Below are 25,142 nucleotides of genomic sequence, written 5' to 3'. Positions count from 1 at the left end.
TCACTGCACGGTAACCAGCGCATCGACCGCACCGAGCCCCCGCCCCCGAGACTTCACGATCACCGGATTGATCTCGAACTCCCGAACCGCCGGGCTCGCGAGGAACATATCCCCAAACCGCACCGCGGCCTCCACCAGCGCGTCCACATCCGCCGCAGGTTTTCCGCGGAAACCCTCCAGAAGGGTCCACAGCTTCAGCTTCCGAAGCGCGCCACGTACCTGATCCGCGGTCACCGGCAGTGCAAGGTGCGACATGTCACGGTACAGTTCCACCGCGACGCCCCCGGTTCCGATCGAGATGATCGGCCCGAAGTCCGTCTGCCTCATGCACGACACCACAATCTCGACGCCGTCGCTGATCATTTCCTGCACCAGCACGCCCATATCCGGTCTGCCCACCCGCTCGCGAAACTCGCGTGCACAGGCATCGACATCCTCGGCCGTCTGAACGCGCAACTTCACCAGGCCAAGTTCGGTCTTGTGCTCGCACTCCGACGGCAGCACTTTCACGACCAGCGGGTACGCCATTCCGACACATGCTTCCGATGCGCGGTCCTCCGGGCCGAGCACCACCCACTTCGCCGGCGTCATCCCGCTCTCCGCACAGAACCGCATCGTCTCCGCCCAGTCCTGCGGCGCTGCCCGGCTCGCCAACGGCGCCCGAGCCTCGGATTTCGGCAACGACAACATCCGCTGACGCTTGTACAGCAGCGACAGCGCTTTCATCGCATGCGAAGGATCAGCGACCAGCAGCACGCCAGCCTCCCGGAACGACCGGCGCGTCTCGTGATCCGGCAGCTCCCCGATAAAGCTCACCAGCACCGGCATGGACTGCCCCACTCTCTTGAACACCTCGGCGTTCGGCTCGAGATACCGGCGACCGCTGCTGGCAAACTGCACAATCAGCGCCTCTGCCCTCGGCTCCGCCTCGATCGCGAAGCACGTGTCGCGGAACAGCGTCGGCACGCTCTGAATCTGCCCCGTCAAATCCACCGGATTGGCTGTGCGTGCAAACGCCGGCAGAACCCGCTCCAGCTCTTCCGCCGTCCGCTGACCGAATTCGGCCATCGGGATCGCATATTCGCTGCTGTGATCCGCCAGCAGCGCGCCTGCCCCACCCGACGAACTCAACACAGCCAGCCCGCCCCGCGGGTCGCCACTCACGCGAGGTTGCGGCAGGTACGCCAGCACCTCCACCGCCGACATCGCATCGATCAAGCTGTCGACCGTGATCACCCCCGCCTGCTCCAGCACGTCCGCATATACCGCGTGCGCCGAAGCAATCTTCCCGGTATGTGACGCCGTCGCCTGCTGGCCGATCTCCGACCGGCCAGCCTTCAAAGCGACGATTTGCACGCCGCGTTCGCGCGCGCGCTCGGCGATCCTGACGATCCGGCTGGCTTCGTCCAGTCCTTCGATGTAGAGCGCCACCACGCGCACGTCGTCCTGCTCGACGATGTGTTCGAGCACGTCGAGCGCATCGGCGCAAGTCTCATTGCCGACGCTGACGATATACGAACACCCGATTCCGTTGCTCTGCAGGAAATTGCCGATTGCCCCCGCGAGCGCACCGCTCTGGCTGACGACCGCGATCGGCGCGTGCTTGAGCGTCTGAAGACTCATTGCCGCTGACCCGAACGTCATCATGACGCGTCGACGGACCGACCACACGCCCTGACAGTTGGCGCCAATCACCGCTACCCGGTGCGCTCGCGCCGCATCGGCCAAGCGCCGCGCATGCTCCTTCCCTGCTTCCGTCTCTTCGAATCCGGAACTGAAGACGATCGCGCTGCGTATACCCTTCTCGCCGCACTCCGCAATCACGCCCGGCACCGTGTGGGCCGGCGTGATCACCAGCGCGACGTCCGGCACTTCAGGCAACGCCGCCACCGACGGGTACGCCTTCAGCCCTTCCACCTCCGCGTGATTCTGGCTCACCGGATATACGGCGCCGTCGAATCCGTGCTTCAGCAGCACACGCACCAGCGCATTGCGCGGACTCCCTTGTTGCGGCGATGCGCCGATAATCGCGACGCTGCGCGGTTCAATGAATTTTTCGAATGCCTGTCTGTCCATAATCCGTTTCTTCTCGAGTCGGCAGCGCTGTCAACGCCCGTTGAATTTCGGTGTGCGCTTCTCCTTGAACGCGCTCACCGCTTCCTGATGATCCTCACTGGCGCGTACGATCGGCAGATTTGCAGCCACCAGTTCGTGGGCCGTCTGAAGATCTTTGTCCAGACCGAAACGCATCACGCGCTTGATCAACTGCACGGCGAGCGGCGGGCCGTCTGCAATGCGGCGCGCAAACGCGTAGGTTCCGTCCATCAATTCCGCATCGGGAAATACCTTGTTCACCAGACCGATACGCTCGGCATCGCATGCATCCACCCAATCCGCCGTCCAGAACATCTCCAACGCCTTCGACATCCCGACGATGCGGGGCAGCAGATACGCTCCGCCGACCCCCGGAATCAGTCCCATGCGCACGTAGGTCTCGGCAAAGCGCGCGCTCTGCGCGGCGAAGCGGATGTCGCATGCGAGAGCGATATCCAGTCCGCCGCCCGTCGCCAGCCCGTTCAACGCCGCGATCACCGGCTTGTCGAGCTCCGTGATCTTGCGTGGCAGACGCTGCACACCCTCGGATACTCGCGCCTTGATGTTCGCCGGTGTCTGCGCCGCGGACGCAGAAAATGTCTCGACGTCACCGCCCGTCGTGAATGCGCGGCCGGTGCCAGTCATCACGACGACCCGAATCTCCGGATTCGCGCGGCATTCCTCGAGCGCCTCGAGCCACGTCTCCTGCATCACCTCGGTAAATGCGTTCAGCTTGTCCGGACGATTGAGCGTGACCGTCGCAATGCCATGGTCGACTTCGAATTTCAATTCTTCCGACATCTCGTCATCCTTACTTATCCGCCTGCTCTGAATTCTTCAGCACGTCGTCCTTGCGGATGTCGCGCAGTCCCGTCTTTCCGTGATGGCGATCCGCCAGCTTGTATCCCAGCGCGTCCTCGGCGATCAGGATCTTCTGCACGTTCGCCGATCCCTCCCCCGTGAAGAACATGTCTGCGTAGGCGCGGTACCACGACACCCGGTATTCCTTCGCCAGCCCATACCCGCCAAAGATCTGAACTGCCTTATCCGCACACAGCTTCGCCGTCTGCGATGCGTGGTATTTCGCGATCGCTGCAATCCGGTTCGACGGCAGACTCTCATCCATCATCTGCGCCGCCTTGTACACCAGCGCCCGGCTCGCCTCGATCGCCACCGCCATCTCGGCGAGATCCGACTGGATCATCTGGAATCGACCGATCGGCTGGCCACGCAAGGTCCGCTCGCTCGCGTAGCGGAGCGCATCCTCGTAGCATGCCCGGGCGACACCCAACGCCTTTGCCGCCACCCCGACACGCCCGGGCTGCAGCGTGCGCATGATGATCTTGAAGCCGTCGCCTTCGTCGCCGAGACGGTCCTCGACCGGCACCACGAAATCGTCCAGATACACCACGTTCGTCCGGAACGCGCTCGACAATCCCATCATGTCGATCGGTTGAGCCGTCCATCCCGGATATTTCTTCGGCTGCACGATGAACGCCGTCACGCCCTTCGTTCCCGCCTCGCGATCGGTCTTCGCGAACAACACCCCAACATCCGTCTCGTTCGCGATCGACGCGAACATCTTCTGCCCAGTAATCCGGTACACGTCCCCATCCCGCCGCGCGAACGTCCGCATGTTCCCCGCCGCGTCGGACCCGCCGCCAGATTCCGTCAACGACATCATCCCGATCGTCTTTCCGGCGAGCAGGTTCGGCACGTACTTCCGGATCTGCTGCGGCGTCCCGCCGAAGTAGATGCAGCTCGGACAAGTCGATCCCTGCTGGTTGTTGCACGAGGCGAAGCGCACGTCGATCCGGCACATCTCCTCCTGGATCACCGCCGCCGCGAGGTAACCCATGTTGCTGCCGCCCACCGACTCGGGAAACACAGCCCCGTACAGCCCGGCCTCACCGGCCTTCCGCACGAGGTCTCGCGGAAACTCCGCGCGCTTCTCGAACCCGTCCATCACCGGCACGACCTCGTTCTGCATGAACCGCTGCACGAGGTCGCGTACCGCCTCGATCTCCTCTGACGTCGCCTTATCCACTCGTCTTCTCCTTCACGGGTCTCTCCGTCGGTGCGCGTCGACTCGCATCCTCATCCGCCCACCACGTGTGCGTTTCCGCACCTCGTCTCAGCAACATGCGTGCCATCGAGGAACCTGAGTCGTCTCGCACCCGTTGTAGCCCGTCCGGACCACGCACTGTCGATCGCGATCGGTCACACGTTCATTCTCGGAGGTGTACATCGGATGGACGGCCCGCTGCAAAGTGTCCGTGATACGGACACGAGTCGAATGTCGAGCACGATGCAACGGCATGCCACGGGAGCCGGTGCGTCGATTCGGCCTACGAACAAGATGGCACGCGCATTGCGAGCAATACGCGCCGCCCTACGGACTCACCCGGTACTTCGGGTGTCGTGTGCGGTCGCATCGAACAGACGGAGGAAAAGGAATGCGCGCGATTCAGATCAAGACGCTCGGCCTGGCTGAAACTCACACGGTCGAGGACCTTCCCGACCTCGAACCGGGAAATCACGAGGTCGTTATCGACGTCAAAAGCGCTGCGGTTAATTATCCGGACCTGCTCGTGGTTTCCGGCCAATATCAAACGCGCCCGCCATTGCCGTTCACCCCGGGGAAGGAAGCTGCGGGCATCGTGCGCATCGTCGGACCGGGCGTCACGCGCGTCAAACCCGGAGATCGCGTGCTGATCCATGTGGAATGGGGCGCCTTCGCGACGCAAGCGCTCGCGCACGAAGATCGATGCCTGCCGCTCCCCGACGACATGACATTCGTCGAGGCAGCGGTTCTCGGACTTCCGGCGCAAACGGCATGGTTTGCGCTGATGGAACGCGGCCGCTGGCCCGGCGACACGGTACTCGTCAACGGCGCCACTGGCGCAGTCGGCCATGCGGCCGTGCAGATTGCGAGCGCGATGGGCGCGACGGTCCTCGCAGGCGTGAACTCGCCGGAGCGTGCAAGCTCGATGCTGAACGACGTGTCATGCAGTATCGTCGACCTGGGTGCGCCTGATCTGCGCAACAGCCTGCGCGACCAGGTTCATACGGCGACACGAGGCTGCGGCGCGGACATCGTGATCGACATGCTCGGTGGCGACATCTTCGACGCGTCGCTCCGCGCGCTCGCCTGGGATGGCCGCATTGTCACGGTCGGCTTCGCCGCCGGACGCATTCCCGATGTCAAGGCCGGCTACCTGCTGGTGAAGAACGCGACGGTAAGCGGGCTGCAATGGACCGATTACCGCGATCGCCAACCGTGGAAGGTCGCGCAGGCGCACACGATCATGGCGTCCATGTGGGCCAAACGGACGTTGCGTGCCAACATCATGCAGACCATTCCATTGAGCGGCTTCTCCGAAGCCCTCCGGCTGATCGAAACGCGTCGCGCGACGGGGCGCATTGTACTGACAATGGGTTGAATGGCGGATACTGCGAACGGATCGGGAGGGCGGTACGCCCGCCCGGCTTGCACGATTACGCTGCGACGTACTTGAGCCATCGACCGCCATCGACGATCAGGTTTTCGCCAGTGACGTAGCATCCGAGATCGGACGCCAGAAAGACGGCCGCATTCGCGATATCCACCTTCCTGCCGAATCGGCCGAGCGCGGTCTTCTTCGCCTCCAGTTCGCCACGTCCGGCCTCCTCGTACATGCGGCGCACGCCTTCGGTATCACCGATCGGTCCGGGGGAAATCGTGTTGACCCGGATGTTGTCGCCGCCCCACTCCACGGCCAATGTCCGCGACAAGGACAGGATACCGCCCTTCGCCGCCGACGCGTGCGCGGCACCCGGCCACCCGGTCACACCAAGCATCGTGATGATGCTGATGATCGAGCCACCGTGCACCGACCTCTTCAAATATGGATATGCTGCATGGCAGCCATGAAACGTGCCGTTCAGGTCGATGTCGATCACCGTCCGCCAACCGCGAGGCGAGAGTTCCGCTGTCGGACATATGAAGTTTCCGGCAGCATTGTTCACGAGTACGTCGAGGCTGCCGAAGCGTTCGACGGCGGCGTCGACCGCCGTTTTCACGTCATCGTAATCGCGTACGTCGGCCCGCCGTGCAGCAGCACAGCCTCCGCTTTCGTTGATCGCCTGGGCCGCCGCCTGAACGCGCTCCTCGTTGCGGCCTACGAGCATCACCGATGCGCCCAGACGGGCATACGTCATGGCGATTTCGAGGCCGATACCGGTGCCTCCACCGGTGATCAGGGCCACACGGCCTTCCAGCGTATCGTTCGTGAACATCGAGGTATCTCCATTGAATCGCGCCGTTTTCTCTCGCGCGTTTGAGTCGCTTCAACTCGTACCCGCTCGATAACGCAAGCTCCATGCCGACGTTCTGTGCTCGATACGCCGACGCTCGCGCGTGCGTCGCGTGTCTCCCGCACGGGCACATCCATGTTCTGCAAAAACGCACGAGCTCGGTACCGCGCGCCGACCAAGTCGAATAACGTTGATTGGCATGGTGATTGCATGTATGTGCAATCACTCGTTGAAGCCGCACCCAGGAGACATCGCATGACCCAACAGCTGGTGAACACCTCAGTCGAAGGTTCGGTACTCGTCATCAGACTCAGTAGCCCAGGCGACCGCAATGCACTGACGACCGAACTGCGCGAACAGCTCGGCGACGCAATCGAACTCGCACAAAACAGTCGCGCAGTGCGCACGGTCTATCTCACCGGCGAAGGTCCGACGTTCTGCTCCGGCGGGAACCTGAACATGCTGAAGAACGCGTCCGCCCCATGGACCGTCCATCGGCGCTTTCGTGGCCTGAGCACATGGCTTACCCCGCTGATCACACTCGACAAACCGGTCGTCATCGGCGTGCGAGGCCAGGCCGTGGGAGGAGGATTCGGGCTGGCTCTGACAGGCGACCTGCTGATCGCCGGCCAGGGGGCGAAGTTCATCCCCGGATTTTTCCGCATCGGCGTGGTGCCCGACATTGCCACGATGTACCACCTGCCGCGGCTCGTCGGCATGGCGGCTGCGAAGCGGCTGCTGTACAGCGGCGCCACACTGTCGGCCCAAGACGCGCTCGAACTCGGACTGGTTGCCCAGGTGGTGCCCGACGAGCAGGTCGATGAAGTCGGGCTGGCGGAAGCCACGCGCCTCGCAGACGGTCCCGCCGAAGTCATGGGGCTGGCCAAGACTTTGATGGCGCGCAGTTTCGAAACAAACCTTCAGGACATGCTCGCGTTCGAAGGATTCGGGCAGATCCTCGCCATGACGAATCCTGAGTTTCACGAAGGACTCGGCGCCGCCCTGGACGGCCGGCGCGCCGACTTCAGCCGGGCCGCATCGGACCAATAAGTCGCTGCAAGTCGCTCCCGATGCGGCCATCCGGCCGACGCGCGGCTCCGATGTCGGCGCTTGCGCGCCGACGCTGTTGCCGCGATTTTCGCCCGCCCTCCAGGCGGGCTCTTTTTTTGTCCGCGGTCGCCGCTCGATACCGCCACGACGCCAACTCGTCCCGGTACGTCAGCACACCCGGAATCGGCACTTTGCGACAGATCGTGGCACGCGGTGTCTGCACGGAAATCATCTGGGTGCGGTCAATCACTGTCGTCGCCGCGCACATACGCCGGCGTTCCCGTCGTGTCCGGATGCCGCGTCCTGCGGCTGCAGCATGATCGACCGCCACTCCTCAATTTGGCACGAAGCTTGCAGAACAAGCACTGTGACGACATTCGCAATGGTGCGCCGGCTGCCGACGGGCCGACCACCAGGTTCCGGTTGTGTTGTTCCGGTCGATCGCAATCGTCCGGAATTCTTCAACTTCGCGCACAGCGCATCCATCTGAAAGGACAGTTCATGCAATTCGAAGAAATCATTTATCAGGAAGACGGCCCGATCGGCACCATCACGCTCAATCGCCCGCAAGACGGCAACATGTTCACGCCGCGCATGTGCCACGAGATCCGCGATTGCATCAACGAAATCCGTCGGGAGACGCGCACTCGCGTCATCGTGATTACCGGTGCCGGCGACAAATTCTTCTGTACCGGAGGCCGCAAGGAAGGCATGGAAGACTCGCTGCTGTATGCAGGTGTTCTGCCGACGCTGGAAATGTACGAGAGCATCGACCGACTGCAGAAACCGGTAATCGCGTCGGTCAACGGCTTCGCCGTAGGCGGGGGCAACGTGCTGCAGGTCGTGTGCGATATCACCATCGCAAAGGAAAGCGCGGTGTTTCGGCAAGTCGGCCCCATGGTCGGCAGCTTCGATGGCGGTTACGGCACCTGGTATCTCGAGGATCTCGTCGGGAAAAAGCGGGCAAAAGAAATGTGGTATCGCAATCCCAAGTTGACCGCACGAGAAGCGCTCGAATGGGGGCTCATCAATCACGTGGTTCCCGACGCAGAACTCCAGGAGGCGACGCGCAAGTTGGCACTCGAAATTGCCGACCGCGGCGCGTTCGCGCTCGCGTCAATCAAGGCCGCATTCAATGCGCGCCACGGTGGCGTGTCGGGTCTGTCGCGCATGGCGCACGACCTGCTGCTGCGCGGATACCTCGACTCCGACGAACACGCGGAGCTGGCCGACGCATTCGCCAATCGCCGGGCGCCGGACGCAACGCAATTCGGCCACTAAAGCGCACGACTCCTGGAGTTCCCGACCATGTCGCATCTCCTTACCTTGCATGATCCGGCAACGGCCCGGAAACACTATCTGACCGGGATCTGGCAAACCGACACGCTGTACTCGCTCGCGAGCCGTCACGCCACCGAGCGGGGCGCCGCCTTCGCTGTGCGCGACAGCACGAGACGCCTGACCTGGAGCGCGCTCGTCGCATGGGCTGACGCCGTCGCCGCCGATCTCCACGACAGAGGGCTGCGCAGCGGTGATCGGGTGTCCGTGTGGCTTCCGAACCGCGTCGAAATGGCGGTCATTCTGCTCGCGTGCTCGCGCAACGGATACGTCTGCAACCCTTCGTTGCATCAGAACTACACCGTTGCCGAGATTCTGGCGATGCTCGGTCGCATCGAATGCCGGGCGTTGTTTGCCCAGCCCGGCTGGGGCGCGGATGCCGACCGGGCCGATGTGTTCTCGGGCGCCAGCGCACTGAATCACATGAAGCGGGTCTATGCGTTGCCTTCGTTGAATGCGACCGATCCGGGCACGCCGCCCGGATCGCACCCGTTACCGATTCCCGGACGCGTGCCGCAGATTCCGCTTCCGCCGCCCAGCCAGAATCCCGATCAGGTCGTCTATCTGGCATTCACGAGCGGTACGACCGGCACCCCGAAAGGCGTGATGCACAGCGACAATACGCTGCTCGCGAATGGCCGTGCACTGGTGTCTGACTGGAAGCAAACCAGCGATACCGTGCTGCTCACGCTGAGTCCGCTGAGTCATCACGTCGGCACGGTCGCGTTCGAACAGGCTCTCGTAGCGGGCTGCGAACTGGTCATTTACGATCCGACTGCCGGGATTGCTCCACTAGACTGGATCGTATCGACCGAAGCCACTTACGTGATGGGCGTCCCCACGCACGCGATCGACCTGCTGCAGGAAATCGACCGACGCGGCGTCACCCGTCTCGGCTCCGTCAAGGTCTTCTATATGGCTGGCAGCCTGATTCCGAGCGAGACCGCGCGCAAGCTGCTTTCTCTTGGCGCAACGCCGCAGAACGTTTACGGCATGACCGAAAACGGCTCGCATCAATACACCAAACCTGCCGATTCGGTGGAGGTCATTACCGCGACATGCGGGAAGGCATGCGACGGATACGAAGTACGCCTCTGGCAACCCGATCATCCCGACCTAGAAGCGGCTCCCGGCGAAGTCGGCGAAATCGGTGGCCGCGGCGGCGTGCTGATGCTCGGCTACTTCAATAATCAGTCGGCAACCGAATCGTCGTTCAACAGCAGCGGTTGGTTCATGAGCGGTGACCTGGGCCGATTCGACAGTGCCGGCAATCTCGAGATCGTCGGGCGCAAAAAGGATCTCATCATCCGCGGCGGGCACAACATTCATCCATCGCATATAGAAGAGTTTGCTCATCGTCACCCGGGCGTTAAAAAGGCAGCAGCATTCGGCGTGCCGGATGAGCGCCTCGGGGAAAAGGTCTGCCTCGCGATTATCGGAGACGGTGCTCCGCCCGCCGCCGAAGAATTGCTTGCGCATCTGGCTCGGGAAGGTTTGTCGAAGTTCGACATGCCCGAGTATTTCATCGTGCTACTGGAGTTTCCACTGACACCCAGCGGCAAGATCCTGAAACGCGAGTTGGTCCAGTGGGTACGGGATGGCCGCATCGAGCCGGCTCCTGTACGGTTTCGCGCCGCCTGACATATTTCCAATCCGCAATTCTGCAGATGTTCCGAGGGCAGAAAGTCGACCAGCTCGCCTATGGTCCCGCGCGACTGTCGGCGCGCCCTCGAGCACCGCAACCGTTTCCCTGGAGTAATCTCAATGACCCGTGATTGCATAGTCGTAACAGGCGCGAGCCGCGGGATTGGCGCCGCAATCTCGCTCGCCCTCGCCGAGCAAGGCCACCATGTGGCGTGTCTGTCGCGCTCGGGCGCCCTGCCGTCTTTTCCCGACGCCCATCCGGACGTGTCCGCGCGTTGGCTGCCGCGCACCGCGGACGTCACGCGTCCGGACGATCTCAAGGCAGTACTGAGCGACCTCGTCAAAGAAGGATGGCGAATCGTTGGCCTGGTCAACAACGCGGGATTCCACATCGACGCACTGTCGGCAGAGCTTCCCCTCGATCAGTGGCATCAGGTGATGGACATGAACGCGACGTCCGTCGTCTCTGCGTGTCAGGCCGCCTACCCCCACCTCGTATCGGCGGGTAACACACTGATCGTCAATATCGGCTCCTTCTTCGACAAGCTCGGCGTCAAACGCAACCTGGCGTACTGCGCGAGCAAGGCAGCCGTCGGCGCCATCACGCGCTGTCTGGCCGTCGAGTGGGCTGGCAAAGGAATCCGTGTCATCAACGTTGCCCCCGGCTACATCCAGACGGATCTGAACGCAGACATGATCACTGAAGGTCCGCTGGCCGCGTATCTCGAAAAACGGATTCCGCGTGGCCGTCCAGGAAGCGCTGAAGAAGTCGGTGCACTTGTCGCGACGCTCTTTACGCAGGGCGCAGCGTTCTTGACCGGAGAAACGATCTACGTCGACGGCGGCCAAGGAATCGCGCACTAACGGCTGGGCAGCCGCGTAAGGTCGCGCGGTAAGCGCGCGGCCTTGCCGAGAGATACAAGAATCCCATCCATGCGCCGCTCTTCCTGGCAACGCCCTCATTTCCGCAGAGCATCGTGCATCAGATGATGCATCTCTACCGACGCCCCCGCGTCACGCACACGAGATCGTCTACCTGTTTTCTTCGAGTACACCGTTGTCGGAATCAAAAACACGCGCAGACACGATGACACGGGCGAACAACGGAACAGCGCACTGTTCTTCGTTGCGACGGGCACTCGAGATCCTGGCACCACCCTGACACGCTGCTGTCTCGCTGGCACGGACGTTGCGTTATCCATAACAGCCGACACGCTTGACCGAAGCGTTCGGCGACATCAGCAAATACAAGAACTCATCCATTGGAGACAACCGTGACGATCAGCCCTCCCGCGTAAATCGTACGTCGATCCGTATCGACACATTGCGAGCCCTCACCGCTCGAACCCGATCATTCCCATCCGAACGTACCGCAACTGATACGACGTGCGCGTTTGCTGCGCGTTGTCCGCAACCAGAAGGAGAAGTTCGCCGGAGCATTTCAATTCAATTTCGCGCCATTCAGACGTCGCGACGCGCACACGCAGATAGTTCGTGCTCGCAGATGTTCCTTCAGCATTCAACGGATTCGCCGGTTCTCAGGGGTAGGTATCGCACCCGAGCTTTACCGCAGCAATTACCGGCTCATCGATTCCAAATATTCACACGATTATTTCGTATACCGAACTATGAACAAGACATTCAAGCGACAACTTCTTTGCGCCTCCCTCGTCGGCGCGTTTTCAGCCGCAGCACACGCTCAAAGCAACGTCACGCTGTACGGCGTCATCGACGAAGGTGTCATGTTTCAGAACAACAACGAGGGCGGCAGGCGAGTCTTTCTCGATTCGCTGAGCGGCGTCTTTGGCAGCCGTTGGGGGATGACCGGCAGTGAAGACCTGGGCGGTGGCCTCAAAGCGATCTTCACGCTCGAATCCGGGGTCAACGTGAACACCGGCGCGTTCGGCCAAGGGGGCACCGCGTTTGGCCGTCAGGCTTTCGTCGGTCTGAGCAGTGACCGCCTCGGCAGCCTCACGCTCGGCCGCCAGTACGACATGATCTACTATTTCCCCGAACCGCTGACCGCGGCGTCCTTGATCGGTGGCCCTGCCGCGACCCACCCGGGGGACATCGACAATGGTGCGAACACAGTGCGCGTCAACAACACCATTCGTTATATGAGCCCGAATTTCAACGGCCTGAAGTTTGGCGGTGAATACAGTATCGGCGGCGTTGCGGGGAATTTCACCGCCAACAGTGGGTATTCTTTGGGAACGTCCTATCAATACGGTCCGCTCCAGATCGGCGCCGGCTTCGAATACTTCAAGAATCCGACCGCGGCGACCGCCGGATCCGGCTTCTTCACCGATAACGTGAGCGGTGCCTCACCGTTGGCTCTTTCGCTCAATAAGGGATACAAGAGCGCGCAAGCCTATCAGACCGCCCTCGTCGCTGCCAACTACAAAATCGGTGCATTGACGCTCGCGGCATCCTACTCGAACGTTCAATACGGGCAACTTGGCGCCGGATTCATGAGCAGCTCCGCGCGTTTCAACAATTTCGATGTGGGCGCACAGTATCAATTCGCCCCCACCTTTTTCGCCGGCGTCGCCTATGACTATCTGAATGGTCGAGCGGTGCATACGGCAACTGGCTCGACAGTAGGCGGCCAACACTACAATCAAGTTTCCATTTTGGCGGACTACTTGCTTTCCAAGCGAACCGATATTTATGGAACGGTGGGCTGGCAGCGCGCGTCCGGCACGTCGTCGACAGGCGCTCCCGCCGTCGCCGACATCGACAACCTTGGCGATTCGTCGAACAATCATCAATTCCTGATCCGCGCATCGCTGCGGCATCGGTTCTAACTTTGTGCCGGATTGCACGCGGCCGCGTCGAAGCAGCCGCGCCGCGTGCAATTTTTTGCATTTTTCCTTCGCCGCTTCCATGAACGGGCGTTTATCCGCCACTCATGACCGACCGCTCGCCGATACCCGTTCGAGAGCGGGCGGTCAGGCCATTGCCGACGTGCTGTTTGGCAATGCGAACCCGTCAGGCAAGCTGCCGATCACGTTTGCGCAGCAGGACGCGGATCTCCCGCAGTCGTCAATCGATCCAAACAACCTGAACGTCAGTTATGGCGAAGGCTTGCTTCTTGGCTATCGCTGGTACGACGCCAAGAACGTCCGGCCGTTGTTTCCGTTCCGCTTCGGGTTGCCGTACACGACGTTTGCCTACTCAGGGATGACCGCCCAGCGCGACGGCGCCGACAACGTGACCGTCGAGCTTACCGTCACGAATTCCGACGCTCGCACTGACGCTGAAGTCGCGCAAATCTATGCGTCGCTTCCGGCCGGTCTCGGCGAGCCGTCGCAACGGCTCGTCGGATGGACGAAGGTGATGCTGCAGCTTGGGCAGGCTCGGCAGATCAGCGTCGCAGTTCCGGCCAGACGCTTCGTGACATGTAATTCGGATGCGCATGCATGGCAGGTCAACCCCGGAAGCTACACGCTGACTGCTGCCAGATCGTCCCACGCCCCCAACGCACAGACGTAAGCTGTCGTTTTGAGCGCAATGCAACCGCTGTAACGACGATCGATCGGGTGCCCGGGAGTACCACCACGCTCTCTCTCGGGCACGCGATCGCGATATAGGATCGGGTTGTTCGGAAACCGCGGAGGACGTCAACCCATTGCGTTCGCGAGAATGACGGTGCAATGGGATGAGAGTATCCCACCTTCGTTGTGCACCAGCGCGACTTCCGCACCTTCGACCTGGCGCGCCCCGAGACCGCCCCGCAATTGGCGCACCGCCTCCACGATGGCGAAAAGACCGCCCGCCGCGCCAGCGTGAGCGTGAGAGAGCATGCCGCCGTGCGTATTGATCGGCAGTTGTCCACCGATACGCGCATGCCCTTCGGCAAAGAAGGCGCCGCCCTCACCGCGTTTGCACAGGCCGAGCTCTTCCATTTCGATGATGGGGACGATCGTGAAGCAGTCGTACAGCTCGGCAACGTCGATATCGCCGGGGCCGAGGCCCGCCATTTCGTACGCAATGCGTCCCGATTCCGTGGCGCCGAACTCGGTCAGACTCGGCGCGCACATCAGATGCTCGTGAGTGTGATATTCACCGATCCCTTGCAGGTAGATCGGCGTAGCCTTCAAATCGGCTGCACGTTCCGCCGACGTGACGATGAACGCGCCGCCCGCGTCCGAAATCAGGCAGCAGTCGAGCATCCCGAGCGGATCCGCAATCGGCTTGGCCGTCAATACCTGCTCGATCGTCAGCGGCGCTTTCATGTGGGCGTTCGGATGCAGCAGCGCATGCTGGCGGGTGTTCACCGCAACGTGTGCCAACTGCTCGCGCGTGGTGCCCAACTCATGCATGTACCGCTGCGCGATCATCGCATAGAACCCGGGAATGGACGTCCCGTAGGGTTGCTCGAAATAGGGATGCCCCACCGCCATCAGCGATGCGACCGCTGCGTCGCGCGTGAGACCGGTCGCGCGATTTTCCCCGGCGCAGATCAGGATGGTTTCAGCCTGCCCCGATGCGATCGCTTCTGCCGCATGCTTGAGCATCACGGCCGGACTCGCCCCGCCCGTCACCAGCGACGCGTTGAATCGAGGCTTGATTCCCAAATATTCGCAAAGCACCGAGCCGAGCATGAAGTAAGGCTCGGTGAACGAATAGGCGGTCAGTACGCCGTCAATGTCCGACAGTTGGAGACCCGCGTCATCGAGCGCGCGCTTTGCCGCCTGAGCGTTCAGACCGAGTCCGGTCATGTGCGGTACTCGACCGATTTCGGATTCGCCGACACCGACGATGGCGATTTTGTTCTTCAGCGATGAAGCTTTCTTCATACCGTGGACCTCAAGCGTTGACCCGATGGAATTGCGGAAGCATCGCGCCATCGCCGCGATCCTCGAACGTGATGCCGACCCGGTCGCCAATTCGGACGAACAACGCATCGTCACCGACGATATTGGTCAGCATCCGGGGGCCCTCGTCGAGATCGATCAGGGCCACGACATAAGGCGCGTGCGCCCCGAACGATGCCAGCGGTGCGCGCCGAATGATCGTGAAACTATGCACGCTACCAGCCCCGCGGCTTTCAACCCAGTCGAGCTGGTCGGACCAACAGCTCGGGCACAGGTACCGCGGCATGAAGTGTGTCGTTCCACACGCATTGCATTTGCGAATCAGCAGGCGCCGCTCTCGCGCGGCGTCCCAGTACGGCTGCGAATCGGCGTTCGCGACCGGAGCGGGCAGAGGGGCTACTTCCATAGTCAGTCTCCATCGTGTTTCGTCATCAACCGGCGCGGTCAAACACGCGCCATCTTCTGCAGCACCGTCTTGCTCACCATGTAGGCGTCAAGCGATTCCACGCCGCCTTCGCGCCCGATCCCGCTGTCCTTGACGCCGCCGAACGGCATGTCCGCCCCTGGAACGCCGAAATGATTGATCGACAACACGCCGCACTCCAATTCACGCGTAAAGCGCTCGGCGTCGTGCATCGAGTTCGTGAACGCGTAGGCGGCCAGACCGACCGACAGGCTATTCGCGACGGCTAGGCCGTCGCTCACGTTCTTCACGGAAACGCATGCCCCGAGCGGACCAAACGGCTCGGTACTCATCGCCTTCGCGTGCATGGGCACGTCGGCGAGTACTGTCGGCGCGTAAAAGTAGCCGCGTTCGCCGACTCGGTGTCCGCCGGCGGCAACGCGCGCACCAGCAGCTTTGGCGTCGGCGACAAGCGATTCCATCGCGGCGAGCCGGCGCGCGTTGATCACCGGTCCCATCCGAACGTTCGGCTCGAATCCGTCGCCGACGCGAATTTCATTGGCCGCTGCGGCGAACGCCTCCACGAAATCTGCATATACGCGCTCATGCACGATGAAGCGCGAAGGCGATGCGCAGATCTGGCCGGCCATGCGCATCTTCGCCGCCACCGCGATGCGCGCGACTTGCGCGGCATCGACGTCGTCGCAGACGAGAACGGGCGCATGCCCTCCCAGCTCCATCAGCACCGGCTTCATCGCAGCGCCGGCAAGCCGAGAAAGATGCATGCCGACCTGCACTGAACCGGTCAGCGTGATCATTCGGATCGCCGGCGACTCAATCAGGGTCGAGGAAATTTCGGCCGGGTCGCCGAACACGAGATTGAGTACGCCCGGCGGCAGACCAGCGTCGATAAAGCACTGAACGAATGCGCACGCAGCGCCGGGCGTTTCTTCGGCCGCCTTGATGACGATCGAGCAACCCGCCGCCAACGCACCGCCGATCTTCCTTGATGGAGAGCTGATCGGCACATTCCACGGAGTGAATGCCGCCACCGGCCCAATCGGCTGCCGGACGACCATGCACAGCATGCCCCGTTCGGACGGAGCGACAGTACCGTAGGTGCGAAGCAGTTGCGCGGCATCCCACTCGAGGAACGTGTGTGCGCGCTCGACTTCTGCTCGTGCGTCCGCAATGGGTTTGCCCTGCTCCAGCGTAATGATCGATGCGATGGCATCGACGCGTTCGCGCAGCAAATCGGCGACGCGAAGCAACAACGCCGCGCGTTCGTCCGGCGCCGTATCCCGCCAGACCCCGAACGCTCGATACGCCGCGCTCGATGCGCGTTCGAGATCCTCCGGTGTCGCGCGCGGGACCGGACCTAGCATACTTTCGTCGCTAGGATTTTCGACGGCGTGACACGCAGCGCGATCGTAAATCCACTCACCGTCGATATGTAGCCCGATGCGAGGATACGCTCGACGAGCCATCGTTTGATGCACGTTCGACCTCAAGTCCGACATCTCACATTCCTTGATTTGGCCCGCCGGCGATCGGCAGTGGCCCCTTTCGTCCCGTGTTTGCTCAATGCTCCGCCCGCACCGGATGCCTACCAAGCGATTCAGGTAGCGCCCGATGCAGATTCGCTGACGTCCGTAGGCCGACGGCGATAAAGCAGCGTCACTTCCATCTGCTGCACGACGGTCCCGTCTTGTCGCACAAAGCGGCGCTCCATCTTGACCGTCCCGCGGTCCGGTTTGCTGGATTCCTTGCGTTCGACGACCGTCATCTCGGCATGCAGCGTATCGCCATGCTTGACCGGCGCGAGCATCCGCCACTTGTCGACCTGAAGCAGCGCGAGCAACGTGCCATCGTTGACGCCGCTCGCGTATTGCAGCCCCCCCATAACTCCGTAGATCAGCGGACCATGGGCAATCGGCTCGCCGAACTGGGTCGTCTTGCAGTACTCCCAATTCGTGTGGACTTCATTGAAATCGCCAGTCAAGCAGGCGAAATTCACGATGTCGGTCGAGGTAATCGTGCGAGCCGGTGTGTGAATGACCTTACCTACTTCGAAATCCTCCCAGTACAACCCTCGCCTGGTCGACATTGCCGATCTCCTTGCGTGAATGAATATCGCAGCCAATCAAGCAATCATCGTGCCTCCCCGATATCGTCGAGCGACACTCGCGTCACATGTGGCCAGCGGCGCCCGCGCAGAGCGTCCTGTGTCACGTCCGACGACACCGTGTCCTCGTCGTCGACACTCGTAACCGCCTTCGTAAATGGATCGCCCCTTGCGGACACTGGCCGCTGTGCCAAACCGGGTGTGGCACGACGCTTGCTGACGTTCCGAAAGACATGCCCGATCCCGCCGAGTGGATCGACACCCTTCACTTCCGGGAGACTCCTCAGTGCCTTTATCCGAACCAAGCGGCCGCCGCGAGCTCCATCAACGCGTGATCGATATGAGGACGTACGCGCGCGACGACGGTCTCTACGATGTCGAAGCACATCTCGTCGATACCAAGCCGTTCGATTTCCAGCATTCGGGCCGTCCGGATCCGCTACCGGCCGGTGTGCCTCTGCACGACCTCTGGGTTCGCGTCACCGTCGACGATCAATACATCATTCACTACGTCGAAGCGGCATCGGACGCTACGCCGTTCGCATTGTGCAAGGAAGCCGAGACGACGCTGAACGTGCTCGTGGGGCAACGCATCGGCAAGGGGTGGTCGTCCGTCGTCAAAGACAGCCTGCGGGGAGCGACGAGCTGCACTCACCTGAGGGAAGTACTGATTCCGCTCGCGACGACCATGATGCAAGGGGTTCGAGGTGTGAAAGGTGCGCCGAGCCAGTTCGTCGACGCGAATGGCAAACCTTCCATCCTGAACAGCTGCTATGCCTATGCGGATCATCGCGACGTCGTGAAGCAGCGGTGGCCTCAGCACTTCAAACCCACGACGCAGTCCGCTGCCGACTGACGCGTGCCGTTGTTCCCATGCAATCACATCGGCCGTCACCCACTTCCACCCTCATCAGCACATCGCAACCATCATGGGCGACACTCCCCAACCGCGACAACGCAATCGTACGACGAGCAGCGCACATGAACGCAAGCTGACGATCACGCTCTGGCTGGTCGCCTCCGGATTCTTCATGCAGACGCTCGATACCACGATCGTCAACACCGCGCTTCCCGGCATGGCGCGCAGCCTCGGCGAAGCACCCCTTCATATGCAATCGGTGGTCATCGCCTATTCGCTCACCATGGCTCTGATGATTCCGATTTCCGGATTTCTCGCGGACAGGCTCGGCACACGCCGGGTGTTTTTCTTCGCGATCGTCATCTTCACGCTCGGATCGCTGTTGTGCGCGAACGCGCAAACGCTGTGGCAATTGGTGCTGTTCCGCGTCGTGCAGGGCATAGGAGGGGCGATGCTGTTGCCGATCGGGCGGCTCGCCGTCATTCGTTCGTTTCCGCGCGAACGCTACCTGCCGGCCCTCACGTTCATTGCTATCCCCGGCCTGATCGGGCCACTGATCGGTCCGATGCTCGGAGGCTGGCTCACCGAGGCCGCGTCCTGGCACTGGGTATTCCTGATCAATGTCCCGATCGGCGCGGTCGGATGCGCTGCGACGGCGATCTACATGCACGGAGAGCCGCAGCCTTCCGTCGGGCGATTCGATCTCCCCGGTTATCTGATGCTCGCCGTCTCGATGCTGTCGATCACGCTGGCGCTCGATGGAATTGCAGAATTCGGGCTCACGCGTCACGCGGTGGTCAGTCTCGTCGCGCTGGCATTCGCCGGCATCGTCACGTACGGCTTCCGTGCGACGCGCATCCCGGATCCGCTGTTTTCGCTGAAGCTATTCGACATCCGCACGTTCAGAATCGGCCTGTTAGGTAATTTATTGGCGAGAATTGGCGCAGGGGCAATGCCCTATCTGCTGCCGCTCTTGCTCCAGGTGAGCCTCGGATACTCTCCGTTTCACGCTGGCATGATGATGCTGCCGGTTGCGGCGGCCGGCATGGTATGCAGGCCGCCGGCCGTTCGTTTGATCACTGCTTACGGCTATCGCACGGTTCTCCAGGCCAATACGCTGGCAATGGGTTTGGCCATGTCGAGCTTCGCACTGATATCGCCGTCGCAACCGCTATGGCTCCACGTCGCGTGGTTTGCACTGTTCGGCGCGGTCAACGCGACGCAGTTCACCGCGATGAACGCGATCACGCTGAGGGATCTGGGAACGGTCCGCGCAAGCAGCGGCAACAGCCTCTTCTCGCTGACGCAAATGCTGTCGATGAGCCTCGGCGTGACGATTGCGGGTACTTTGCTCGACCAGTTCACGGAGATGTTCGGCCACCACACGCATTCCCAGACGCTGACGGCCTTTCACGCGACCTTTGCCTGCATTGGTCTCATCACTGCGTCGTCCGCACTGATCTTTGCGCAGTTGACACCGGAAGCGCGCGTGGTCAGCCTTCGCACTGACCCCGCCGAAGAGGTATGATTCGGCGCGGCGTTCCGAAGTGCGCTCGAATCGCGTGGCATTCGACAAAAAAGAGGGGGCGCACAGCCCCCGAAGTCAGACGGCACATCACCGTCGTTGCTTACTCGTCGCGTCCGGCACTGCCGACGCTCGCTTCAAGTGCCGGGGCGTTGCCGATTGAAGCGTCGCTGCGAAACGCGTCGACGATCGGTACCGGGAGCGCATCGATGACCTGCCCGCCCGGCATCTGCACTTGACGATCGAACAGCCGCCGGCCGACGAAGTGCGGATCCGTGACCGCCTGCTCCAGCGAGACGACACGCACCGTGCACGTGTCGGTCCCCGCGAAACGCCCAAGCCACGTATCGGCAGTCTGGCCGGCGATCAGTTCCGCCACACGCTGTTTGACGCCGGGCTCGGCGCCGTTCTTCGTCGCCAGTTCCGGCGCGCCGATCACCTCGGTGAAATTTTTCCAGAATTTGTCTTCCAGCGGAGCAGCGGCGAGATACTGGGCGTCGAACGTCTTGTAAATCTGGTACCGTGCGGTGCCGCCGGTCACCAGTTCGCCGCCCGGCGTGGGCCAGCCGTTGCCCGTCGTGCCATTGCCCAACGCCCAGTACATGAACGTGAACAGGTTGTCGGCCATCGAGATGTCCAGTCGGCAGCCCTTTCCCGTCGCGTCACGCTGCTTCAGCGCCAGCAGGATGTTGATGACCGCGGGGTACGCTCCGCCGCCGATGTCGGCGATCAGTGCCGGCGGCAGCACGGGCGCGCCGTCCGAGCCACAGGACAGCGCCAGCATCCCGGTTTCCGCGAGATAGTTGAGGTCGTGAGCGGCGACGCCCGCCTTCGGTCCGTTTTGGCCATAGCCGGTGATCGAGCAATAAACGACACGCGGATTTCGTTCCGCCACTTGCTCGTAACCTAGACCAAGACGCGCCATGACGCCTGGTCGAAACTGCTCGACCAGCACGTCCGCATCGTCAATCAGCGCAAGGACCGCATCTCGACCCGCGTCGCTCTTCAGATCGAGCGCCACCGACCGTTTGCCGCGGTTCAGCATGCCGAAGTTGACGCTGTCGGTCCCGGCCTTCGGTACGTACGAACGCATCTCGTCGCCGCCGGACGGCCTCTCGACCTTGACGACATCCGCGCCGGCTTCGGCCAGGAGCAGCGTGCATAGCGGACCGGGCAACAGCGTGCTCAAATCGACGACTTTGACACCCTTCAGCGGCTGATTCATCGCTCGCCGCCCTCCACACGCTGATGTGCGACTTGAGCCCGCCGCGCAGGCGCATACGCGCTGTCGCCGAGTGCTTCGTAAAGCGCTTGCGTCACGCGGTAGTGATGACTCAGGCCGGTACGCTCGAGCAGCGCGATCGGCCCCTCCGGATAACCGAGCCCGAGGCGCAGCGTCGTGTCGAGATCGGATGCGGTCGCCAGCTTCTCGTCGAGACGACGCAGCGTTGCGTTGTAATACGGCCGCACGAGCCGATCGACGATCCGACCGGGAAAGTCGCCGCACACGGCGACGACGAAACCGGCCACCTCGAATGCCTGCTTCGCCTGCGCAAGCGCTGCATCATCGGATTGAGCCGGCTTGACAAGCTCGATCAGCTTGCTCGGCTCGGCATCGCCGAGTCGAAAGCGCGCAAAGCCGAACACGTTCGGTGCTGCGCCTCCACGCTGGTCGGCCGATGCAGAATCGCCGGTGTGAACCGCGAGGCACTCGTGCCCAAGTTCCACCAGAACGAAAGGCGCGTCTGCCGGGTTCCAGCCACCCTGTTTGTCACTCGTGAACGCCGCGCCGGCCTCCGAGCCGACATAAACGCGTGCCGCCGCGTCGTCGCGCGCCGCTTCGACAAACGCGTGACCGCCGTGAAAGGAACGGCTCCCGCCGTTCTGGATAATGCGATAACTCATCGTCATGCTCCAAACATCTTCGTGTCGTTGTACGTATGGAAGCCTTGCCCCGTCTTCTTGCCGAGGCGGCCCGCCGCGATCATGCGCCTGACGAGCGGCGGGCATGCGGCGCGCGGCTCGTGCGTGAGTCCGTGCATCGCTTCGCACAGCAGACGCTGCGTATCCAGGCCGACCAAATCGAGCAATTCCAGCGGGCCCATCGGATACCCAAGCGCGGTCTTGATGGCCTTGTCGATGTCGGCCGGCTCCGCCACACCCTGCTCGACGAGCCGGATCGCGTCGTTGTTGAACGGAATCAGGAAGTAGTTGAGGATGAAACCCGGCGTGTCCTGAGTCCGGACCGGCCGCTGACCCAGTGCTTCGGCAAACGCCCATGCGCGCTCGAACGCCTCGTCGCTCGTGTTCAGCCCGGGCGACATTTCGATCAGCTTCATCAGTTGAGCCGGCAAGCAGAAATGCATGCCCACGAAACGATCCGGCCGGCCCGAGCCGCCAGCGATCTCGGTAATCGAGATCGTCGACGTGTTCGACGCGAACAGCGTATGCGCGGGGCACACCTTGTCCAGCGTACTGAACAGCTGATGCTTGACGGCAAGATCCTCGAACACGGCCTCGATCACGACGTCGCAATCGGCGAGATCGTCGAGCTTCGTCGTCCCGTGCCAACGGGACATGATTTCCGGCACTGCGTCGGCGGGAAGCTTGCCGCGCTCCGCCGACTTCTTCAGGAAGCTTTCGGTCTGGCCGCGTGTGCGCTCGAGCGCGTCCTGCCGCGTGTCATACACGCGCGTCACGAACCCGGCCCGGGCCGCGACGATCGCGATACCGGTGCCCATCGTTCCGCTACCTGCGATTCCGACTGTCTTGATTTGCGCCATGCGCGTCTCCTATTTGAGAATAAAGCTGCGTCCGATCAGCTGGCGATGAACCTGATTGGTTCCCTCCCAGATCTGCGTGATCTTCGCGTCACGCATCAGCCGCTCGACGCGATAGTCCGAGCAATATCCGTAGCCACCGAGCAATTGGACCGCATCCGTGGTAATGCGCATCGCCGCGTCCGATGCACGCATCTTGAGCATCGACGCTTCGATGCCGAATTCCGTTTCGCCGGCGTCGATCATCCCGGCGACCAGCCAAAGCCATGATTCACACAGTGCGAGCTCCGATGCGAGATCAGCCAGCATGAATTGAATGCCCTGGAACTCGATCACTTTGCGGCCAGATTGCTTGCGCTCGTTGATGTACGCAACCGCATCCTCGAACGCACCCCGCGCGATACCGAGCGCATGAGCGGCAACGCTGGGCCGGGAGCGGTTCAGCGAACCCAGCAGAATTCGCAACCCGTCGCCAGGTTCTCCAACCAGATTCCCGCGAGGTACGCGGCAGTTGTCGAACGACAGCGTCGCCGTCCCCGATGCGCGAGTGCCCATCTTGTCCTCGACGCCGATCACGCTCAGACCCGGCGTGCCCTTCTCGAGAATCAGCACCGAGATCGCGCGTTTCGGATCGTCGATGCCTTCCCATTTGCCGAACAGCAGATACAGATCTGCGACGTCGCCGTTGGTAATGAACGTCTTGCCGCCGTTGATCACGATCTCGTCGCCATCCTCGCGAAACGTCGTCCTCATGCCCGTCGCGTCGGAACCGGCACCCGGCTCGGTGATCGCCAGCGATGCCAGCGCGCCGCCCGCAACTGCCGGCAGAAAGCGCGCCTTTTGCGCATCGCTGCCGTACTCGATCAGCGGCTTGATCGCATGGAAATTCGTTGCCCAGATAATGCCGGTCGCTGCACACGCCTTCGCGATCTCGCGCACGCACAGTGCGTAGCACGTGAACGACAGCTGCGCACCGCCGTACGCATCCGGGATGAACATTGCGTTCAGGCCGAGCTCGTTGATTGCGTCGATATTCTGCTGCGGAAACGTCCCGGTACGATCGTACTCGGCCGCGTGAGGCGCGATCCGATCCCGAGCCAGTGCCCGCACGCTGTCCACGATCATCCGCTCATCGTCGCCCAGGCGAATGCGAGAATCGATTCTCTCCAGTATGTTCATTCCATGTTCCGATTCAATTGGCAACCACTGACGCGTCGATATCGGGCATTCCAGTCCACCGCGACTGTCGGCGCGCCTCGCGTTTATCCGCCTGTCAGGCGTCCTTGAATTCCGGCTGCCGCTTTTCGATGAAAGCGCGCATGCCTTCGGCTGCATCCTGCGTGCGGTATGCCAGCGTCGACAAATCCGCTTCGATGCGAAGTCCTTCGACGAGATCGACGTCGGCCGCACGGTGCACGGCTTCGCGCGCGAACAGCGACGCGCACTTGCTGAAGCCGATATAGCGCTGCGCATACTCCGCCCCGAGCGTCCGGGGATCGCCGTCCTCGACGATGCAGTTCACGAGACCGATACGCTCCGCCTCCTCGGCACCGACGGTTCGCCCGGACATCACGATGTCGAGCGCCCGCGCCTGGCCCACGAGGCGAGGCAAGCGCTGCGTGCCGCCGTAACCGGGAATCAGACCGAGCTTGATTTCGGGCAAGCCGACTTTCGCCTTTGCCGTTGCGATGCGGAACGTACACGCCATTGCCAGCTCGAGACCGCCGCCGAATGCGTAGCCATGAATGACGGCGATGGACGGAATGCGCAAACGATCGAGCTTCACGAACGTCGCCTGGCCGAACAATGCCCCGTCCCGCTCCGCGACGAGATCCCGGCCCATCAATTCGCGGATGTCCGCGCCCGCGCAGAATGCCTTTTCGCCGCGGCCGGTGATCACCAGCGCGCGCGCGTCCGATGCGGCGACCCGATCGAGCGCATCGGACAATTCCTGCAGGACTTCGAAACTCAGTGCGTTGAGTGCCTCCGGCCGGTTCAGCGTGATATACGCAATCGGACCTTCGACACTGGTTTGAATCGGCATGCCATTCTCCTGACCACTTTTGGAAGGCGACGTTTCGCCCGTCGTCTACGAATAAGCAAACATCGCGCCAACGCCGGAATTCGCGTACATCGACGCTTGCACGGTACGAAATGTCCGCACCGAAGACATCGTGTTGCCTGCCGCGACAACCGCATGCCGATCGA

At 62.2% G+C, this 25,142-nt stretch carries 22 protein-coding genes; 9 read left to right on the top strand and 13 right to left on the bottom strand.

What is annotated here, in order from left to right; all coding sequences use genetic code 11:
* Genes HZI36_RS16600 through HZI36_RS27360 form a run of 3 tightly spaced genes read right to left on the bottom strand, consistent with a single transcriptional unit; the run spans position 1 to position 4,141 of the window.
* Positions 1 to 2,076 carry an acetate--CoA ligase family protein gene (locus HZI36_RS16600; protein ID WP_179403735.1) on the bottom strand — a complete coding sequence of 692 codons (2,076 nt, stop codon included), beginning with the start codon at positions 2,074 to 2,076 and terminating at the stop codon, positions 1 to 3.
* Between the two features lie 30 nt (positions 2,077 to 2,106).
* Positions 2,107 to 2,895: an enoyl-CoA hydratase/isomerase family protein gene (locus HZI36_RS16595; protein WP_179403734.1), complete on the bottom strand. Its 789-nt coding sequence runs from the start codon at positions 2,893 to 2,895 to the stop codon at positions 2,107 to 2,109.
* Between the two features lie 10 nt (positions 2,896 to 2,905).
* Positions 2,906 to 4,141, bottom strand: coding sequence for an acyl-CoA dehydrogenase family protein (locus tag HZI36_RS27360; RefSeq protein WP_179403733.1), 1,236 nt, complete (start codon positions 4,139 to 4,141; stop codon positions 2,906 to 2,908).
* 409 nt (positions 4,142 to 4,550) lie between these two features.
* On the opposite strand from HZI36_RS27360, the gene HZI36_RS16585 reads away from it, so the two are divergent.
* A complete protein-coding gene (locus HZI36_RS16585) occupies positions 4,551 to 5,537 on the top strand; it encodes an NADPH:quinone oxidoreductase family protein (protein ID WP_179403732.1) in 987 nt (328 codons plus the stop codon).
* A 55-nt stretch (positions 5,538 to 5,592) separates the two neighbouring features.
* On the opposite strand, the gene HZI36_RS16580 is transcribed toward HZI36_RS16585, so the two are convergent.
* On the bottom strand, positions 5,593 to 6,372 hold the full coding sequence (locus HZI36_RS16580) for an SDR family oxidoreductase (RefSeq protein ID WP_179403731.1): 780 nt from the start codon (positions 6,370 to 6,372) through the stop codon (positions 5,593 to 5,595).
* Positions 6,373 to 6,645: 273 nt separating this feature from the next.
* On the opposite strand from HZI36_RS16580, the gene HZI36_RS16575 reads away from it, so the two are divergent.
* The 6 genes from HZI36_RS16575 to HZI36_RS16550 all read left to right on the top strand — a co-directional run bounded on the left by HZI36_RS16575 (position 6,646) and on the right by HZI36_RS16550 (position 13,917).
* The gene (locus HZI36_RS16575) at positions 6,646 to 7,440 is read left to right on the top strand and encodes an enoyl-CoA hydratase/isomerase family protein (RefSeq protein ID WP_179403730.1); all 795 of its coding nucleotides are present in this window, start codon (positions 6,646 to 6,648) and stop codon (positions 7,438 to 7,440) included.
* A gap of 501 nt (positions 7,441 to 7,941) precedes the next feature.
* On the top strand, positions 7,942 to 8,721 hold the full coding sequence (locus HZI36_RS16570; protein ID WP_179403729.1) for an enoyl-CoA hydratase-related protein: 780 nt from the start codon (positions 7,942 to 7,944) through the stop codon (positions 8,719 to 8,721).
* A 27-nt stretch (positions 8,722 to 8,748) separates the two neighbouring features.
* Positions 8,749 to 10,419 (top strand): class I adenylate-forming enzyme family protein, encoded by a 1,671-nt coding sequence (locus HZI36_RS16565; protein ID WP_179403728.1) that lies wholly within the window; start codon positions 8,749 to 8,751, stop codon positions 10,417 to 10,419.
* Positions 10,420 to 10,542: 123 nt separating this feature from the next.
* The gene (locus tag HZI36_RS16560) at positions 10,543 to 11,286 is read left to right on the top strand and encodes an SDR family NAD(P)-dependent oxidoreductase (RefSeq protein WP_179403727.1); all 744 of its coding nucleotides are present in this window, start codon (positions 10,543 to 10,545) and stop codon (positions 11,284 to 11,286) included.
* Positions 11,287 to 12,050: 764 nt separating this feature from the next.
* A complete protein-coding gene (locus tag HZI36_RS16555) occupies positions 12,051 to 13,229 on the top strand; it encodes a porin (RefSeq protein ID WP_179403807.1) in 1,179 nt (392 codons plus the stop codon).
* Positions 13,230 to 13,284: 55 nt separating this feature from the next.
* Positions 13,285 to 13,917, top strand: a complete 633-nt coding sequence (locus HZI36_RS16550; RefSeq protein ID WP_246327107.1) for a fibronectin type III-like domain-contianing protein — start codon at positions 13,285 to 13,287, stop codon at positions 13,915 to 13,917.
* 128 nt (positions 13,918 to 14,045) lie between these two features.
* Here HZI36_RS16550 and HZI36_RS16545 read toward each other — a convergent pair whose 3' ends face one another.
* The 4 genes from HZI36_RS16545 to HZI36_RS16530 all read right to left on the bottom strand — a co-directional run bounded on the left by HZI36_RS16545 (position 14,046) and on the right by HZI36_RS16530 (position 17,752).
* Entirely contained in the window at positions 14,046 to 15,224 is a 1,179-nt protein-coding gene (locus tag HZI36_RS16545; protein ID WP_179403726.1) for a thiolase C-terminal domain-containing protein, read from the bottom strand.
* Between the two features lie 10 nt (positions 15,225 to 15,234).
* Entirely contained in the window at positions 15,235 to 15,648 is a 414-nt protein-coding gene (locus HZI36_RS16540; protein ID WP_179403725.1) for a Zn-ribbon domain-containing OB-fold protein, read from the bottom strand.
* Positions 15,649 to 15,686: 38 nt separating this feature from the next.
* The gene (locus tag HZI36_RS16535; RefSeq protein WP_343050243.1) at positions 15,687 to 17,132 is read right to left on the bottom strand and encodes an NAD-dependent succinate-semialdehyde dehydrogenase; all 1,446 of its coding nucleotides are present in this window, start codon (positions 17,130 to 17,132) and stop codon (positions 15,687 to 15,689) included.
* 131 nt (positions 17,133 to 17,263) lie between these two features.
* Complete coding sequence (locus tag HZI36_RS16530) at positions 17,264 to 17,752, bottom strand: MaoC/PaaZ C-terminal domain-containing protein (protein WP_179403723.1); 489 nt, start codon at positions 17,750 to 17,752, stop codon at positions 17,264 to 17,266.
* A gap of 304 nt (positions 17,753 to 18,056) precedes the next feature.
* On the opposite strand from HZI36_RS16530, the gene HZI36_RS16525 reads away from it, so the two are divergent.
* Together HZI36_RS16525 and mdtD are read left to right on the top strand one after the other, a co-directional pair.
* Positions 18,057 to 18,626 carry a DUF2889 domain-containing protein gene (locus HZI36_RS16525; protein ID WP_179403722.1) on the top strand — a complete coding sequence of 190 codons (570 nt, stop codon included), beginning with the start codon at positions 18,057 to 18,059 and terminating at the stop codon, positions 18,624 to 18,626.
* Between the two features lie 73 nt (positions 18,627 to 18,699).
* Positions 18,700 to 20,157, top strand: coding sequence for a multidrug transporter subunit MdtD (gene mdtD, locus HZI36_RS16520; RefSeq protein ID WP_179403721.1), 1,458 nt, complete (start codon positions 18,700 to 18,702; stop codon positions 20,155 to 20,157).
* A gap of 100 nt (positions 20,158 to 20,257) precedes the next feature.
* Here the strand turns inward: mdtD and HZI36_RS16515 are convergent, their stop codons facing one another.
* From HZI36_RS16515 to HZI36_RS16495, 5 genes are read right to left on the bottom strand one after another with little or no spacing between them, the layout of a single operon-like run.
* Complete coding sequence (locus tag HZI36_RS16515) at positions 20,258 to 21,379, bottom strand: CaiB/BaiF CoA transferase family protein (RefSeq protein ID WP_179403720.1); 1,122 nt, start codon at positions 21,377 to 21,379, stop codon at positions 20,258 to 20,260.
* Positions 21,376 to 22,164, bottom strand: a complete 789-nt coding sequence (locus HZI36_RS16510; protein ID WP_246327105.1) for a 3-hydroxyacyl-CoA dehydrogenase family protein — start codon at positions 22,162 to 22,164, stop codon at positions 21,376 to 21,378. The genes HZI36_RS16515 and HZI36_RS16510 overlap by 4 nt, the downstream gene beginning before the upstream one ends.
* Positions 22,062 to 22,937, bottom strand: coding sequence for a 3-hydroxyacyl-CoA dehydrogenase family protein (locus HZI36_RS16505; protein WP_179403719.1), 876 nt, complete (start codon positions 22,935 to 22,937; stop codon positions 22,062 to 22,064). Before HZI36_RS16505 ends, HZI36_RS16510 begins: the two co-directional genes overlap by 103 nt.
* Positions 22,938 to 22,946: 9 nt before the next feature.
* Positions 22,947 to 24,269 (bottom strand): acyl-CoA dehydrogenase family protein, encoded by a 1,323-nt coding sequence (locus tag HZI36_RS16500; protein ID WP_246327104.1) that lies wholly within the window; start codon positions 24,267 to 24,269, stop codon positions 22,947 to 22,949.
* Positions 24,208 to 24,978: an enoyl-CoA hydratase/isomerase family protein gene (locus HZI36_RS16495; protein ID WP_179403718.1), complete on the bottom strand. Its 771-nt coding sequence runs from the start codon at positions 24,976 to 24,978 to the stop codon at positions 24,208 to 24,210. The genes HZI36_RS16500 and HZI36_RS16495 overlap by 62 nt, the downstream gene beginning before the upstream one ends.
* Positions 24,979 to 25,142: the final 164 nt, after the last annotated feature.

Source organism: Burkholderia guangdongensis (genome assembly GCF_013403875.1).
Lineage (GTDB): Bacteria > Pseudomonadota > Gammaproteobacteria > Burkholderiales > Burkholderiaceae > Burkholderia > Burkholderia guangdongensis.
This window is presented reverse-complemented; position numbering and strand designations above follow the sequence as displayed.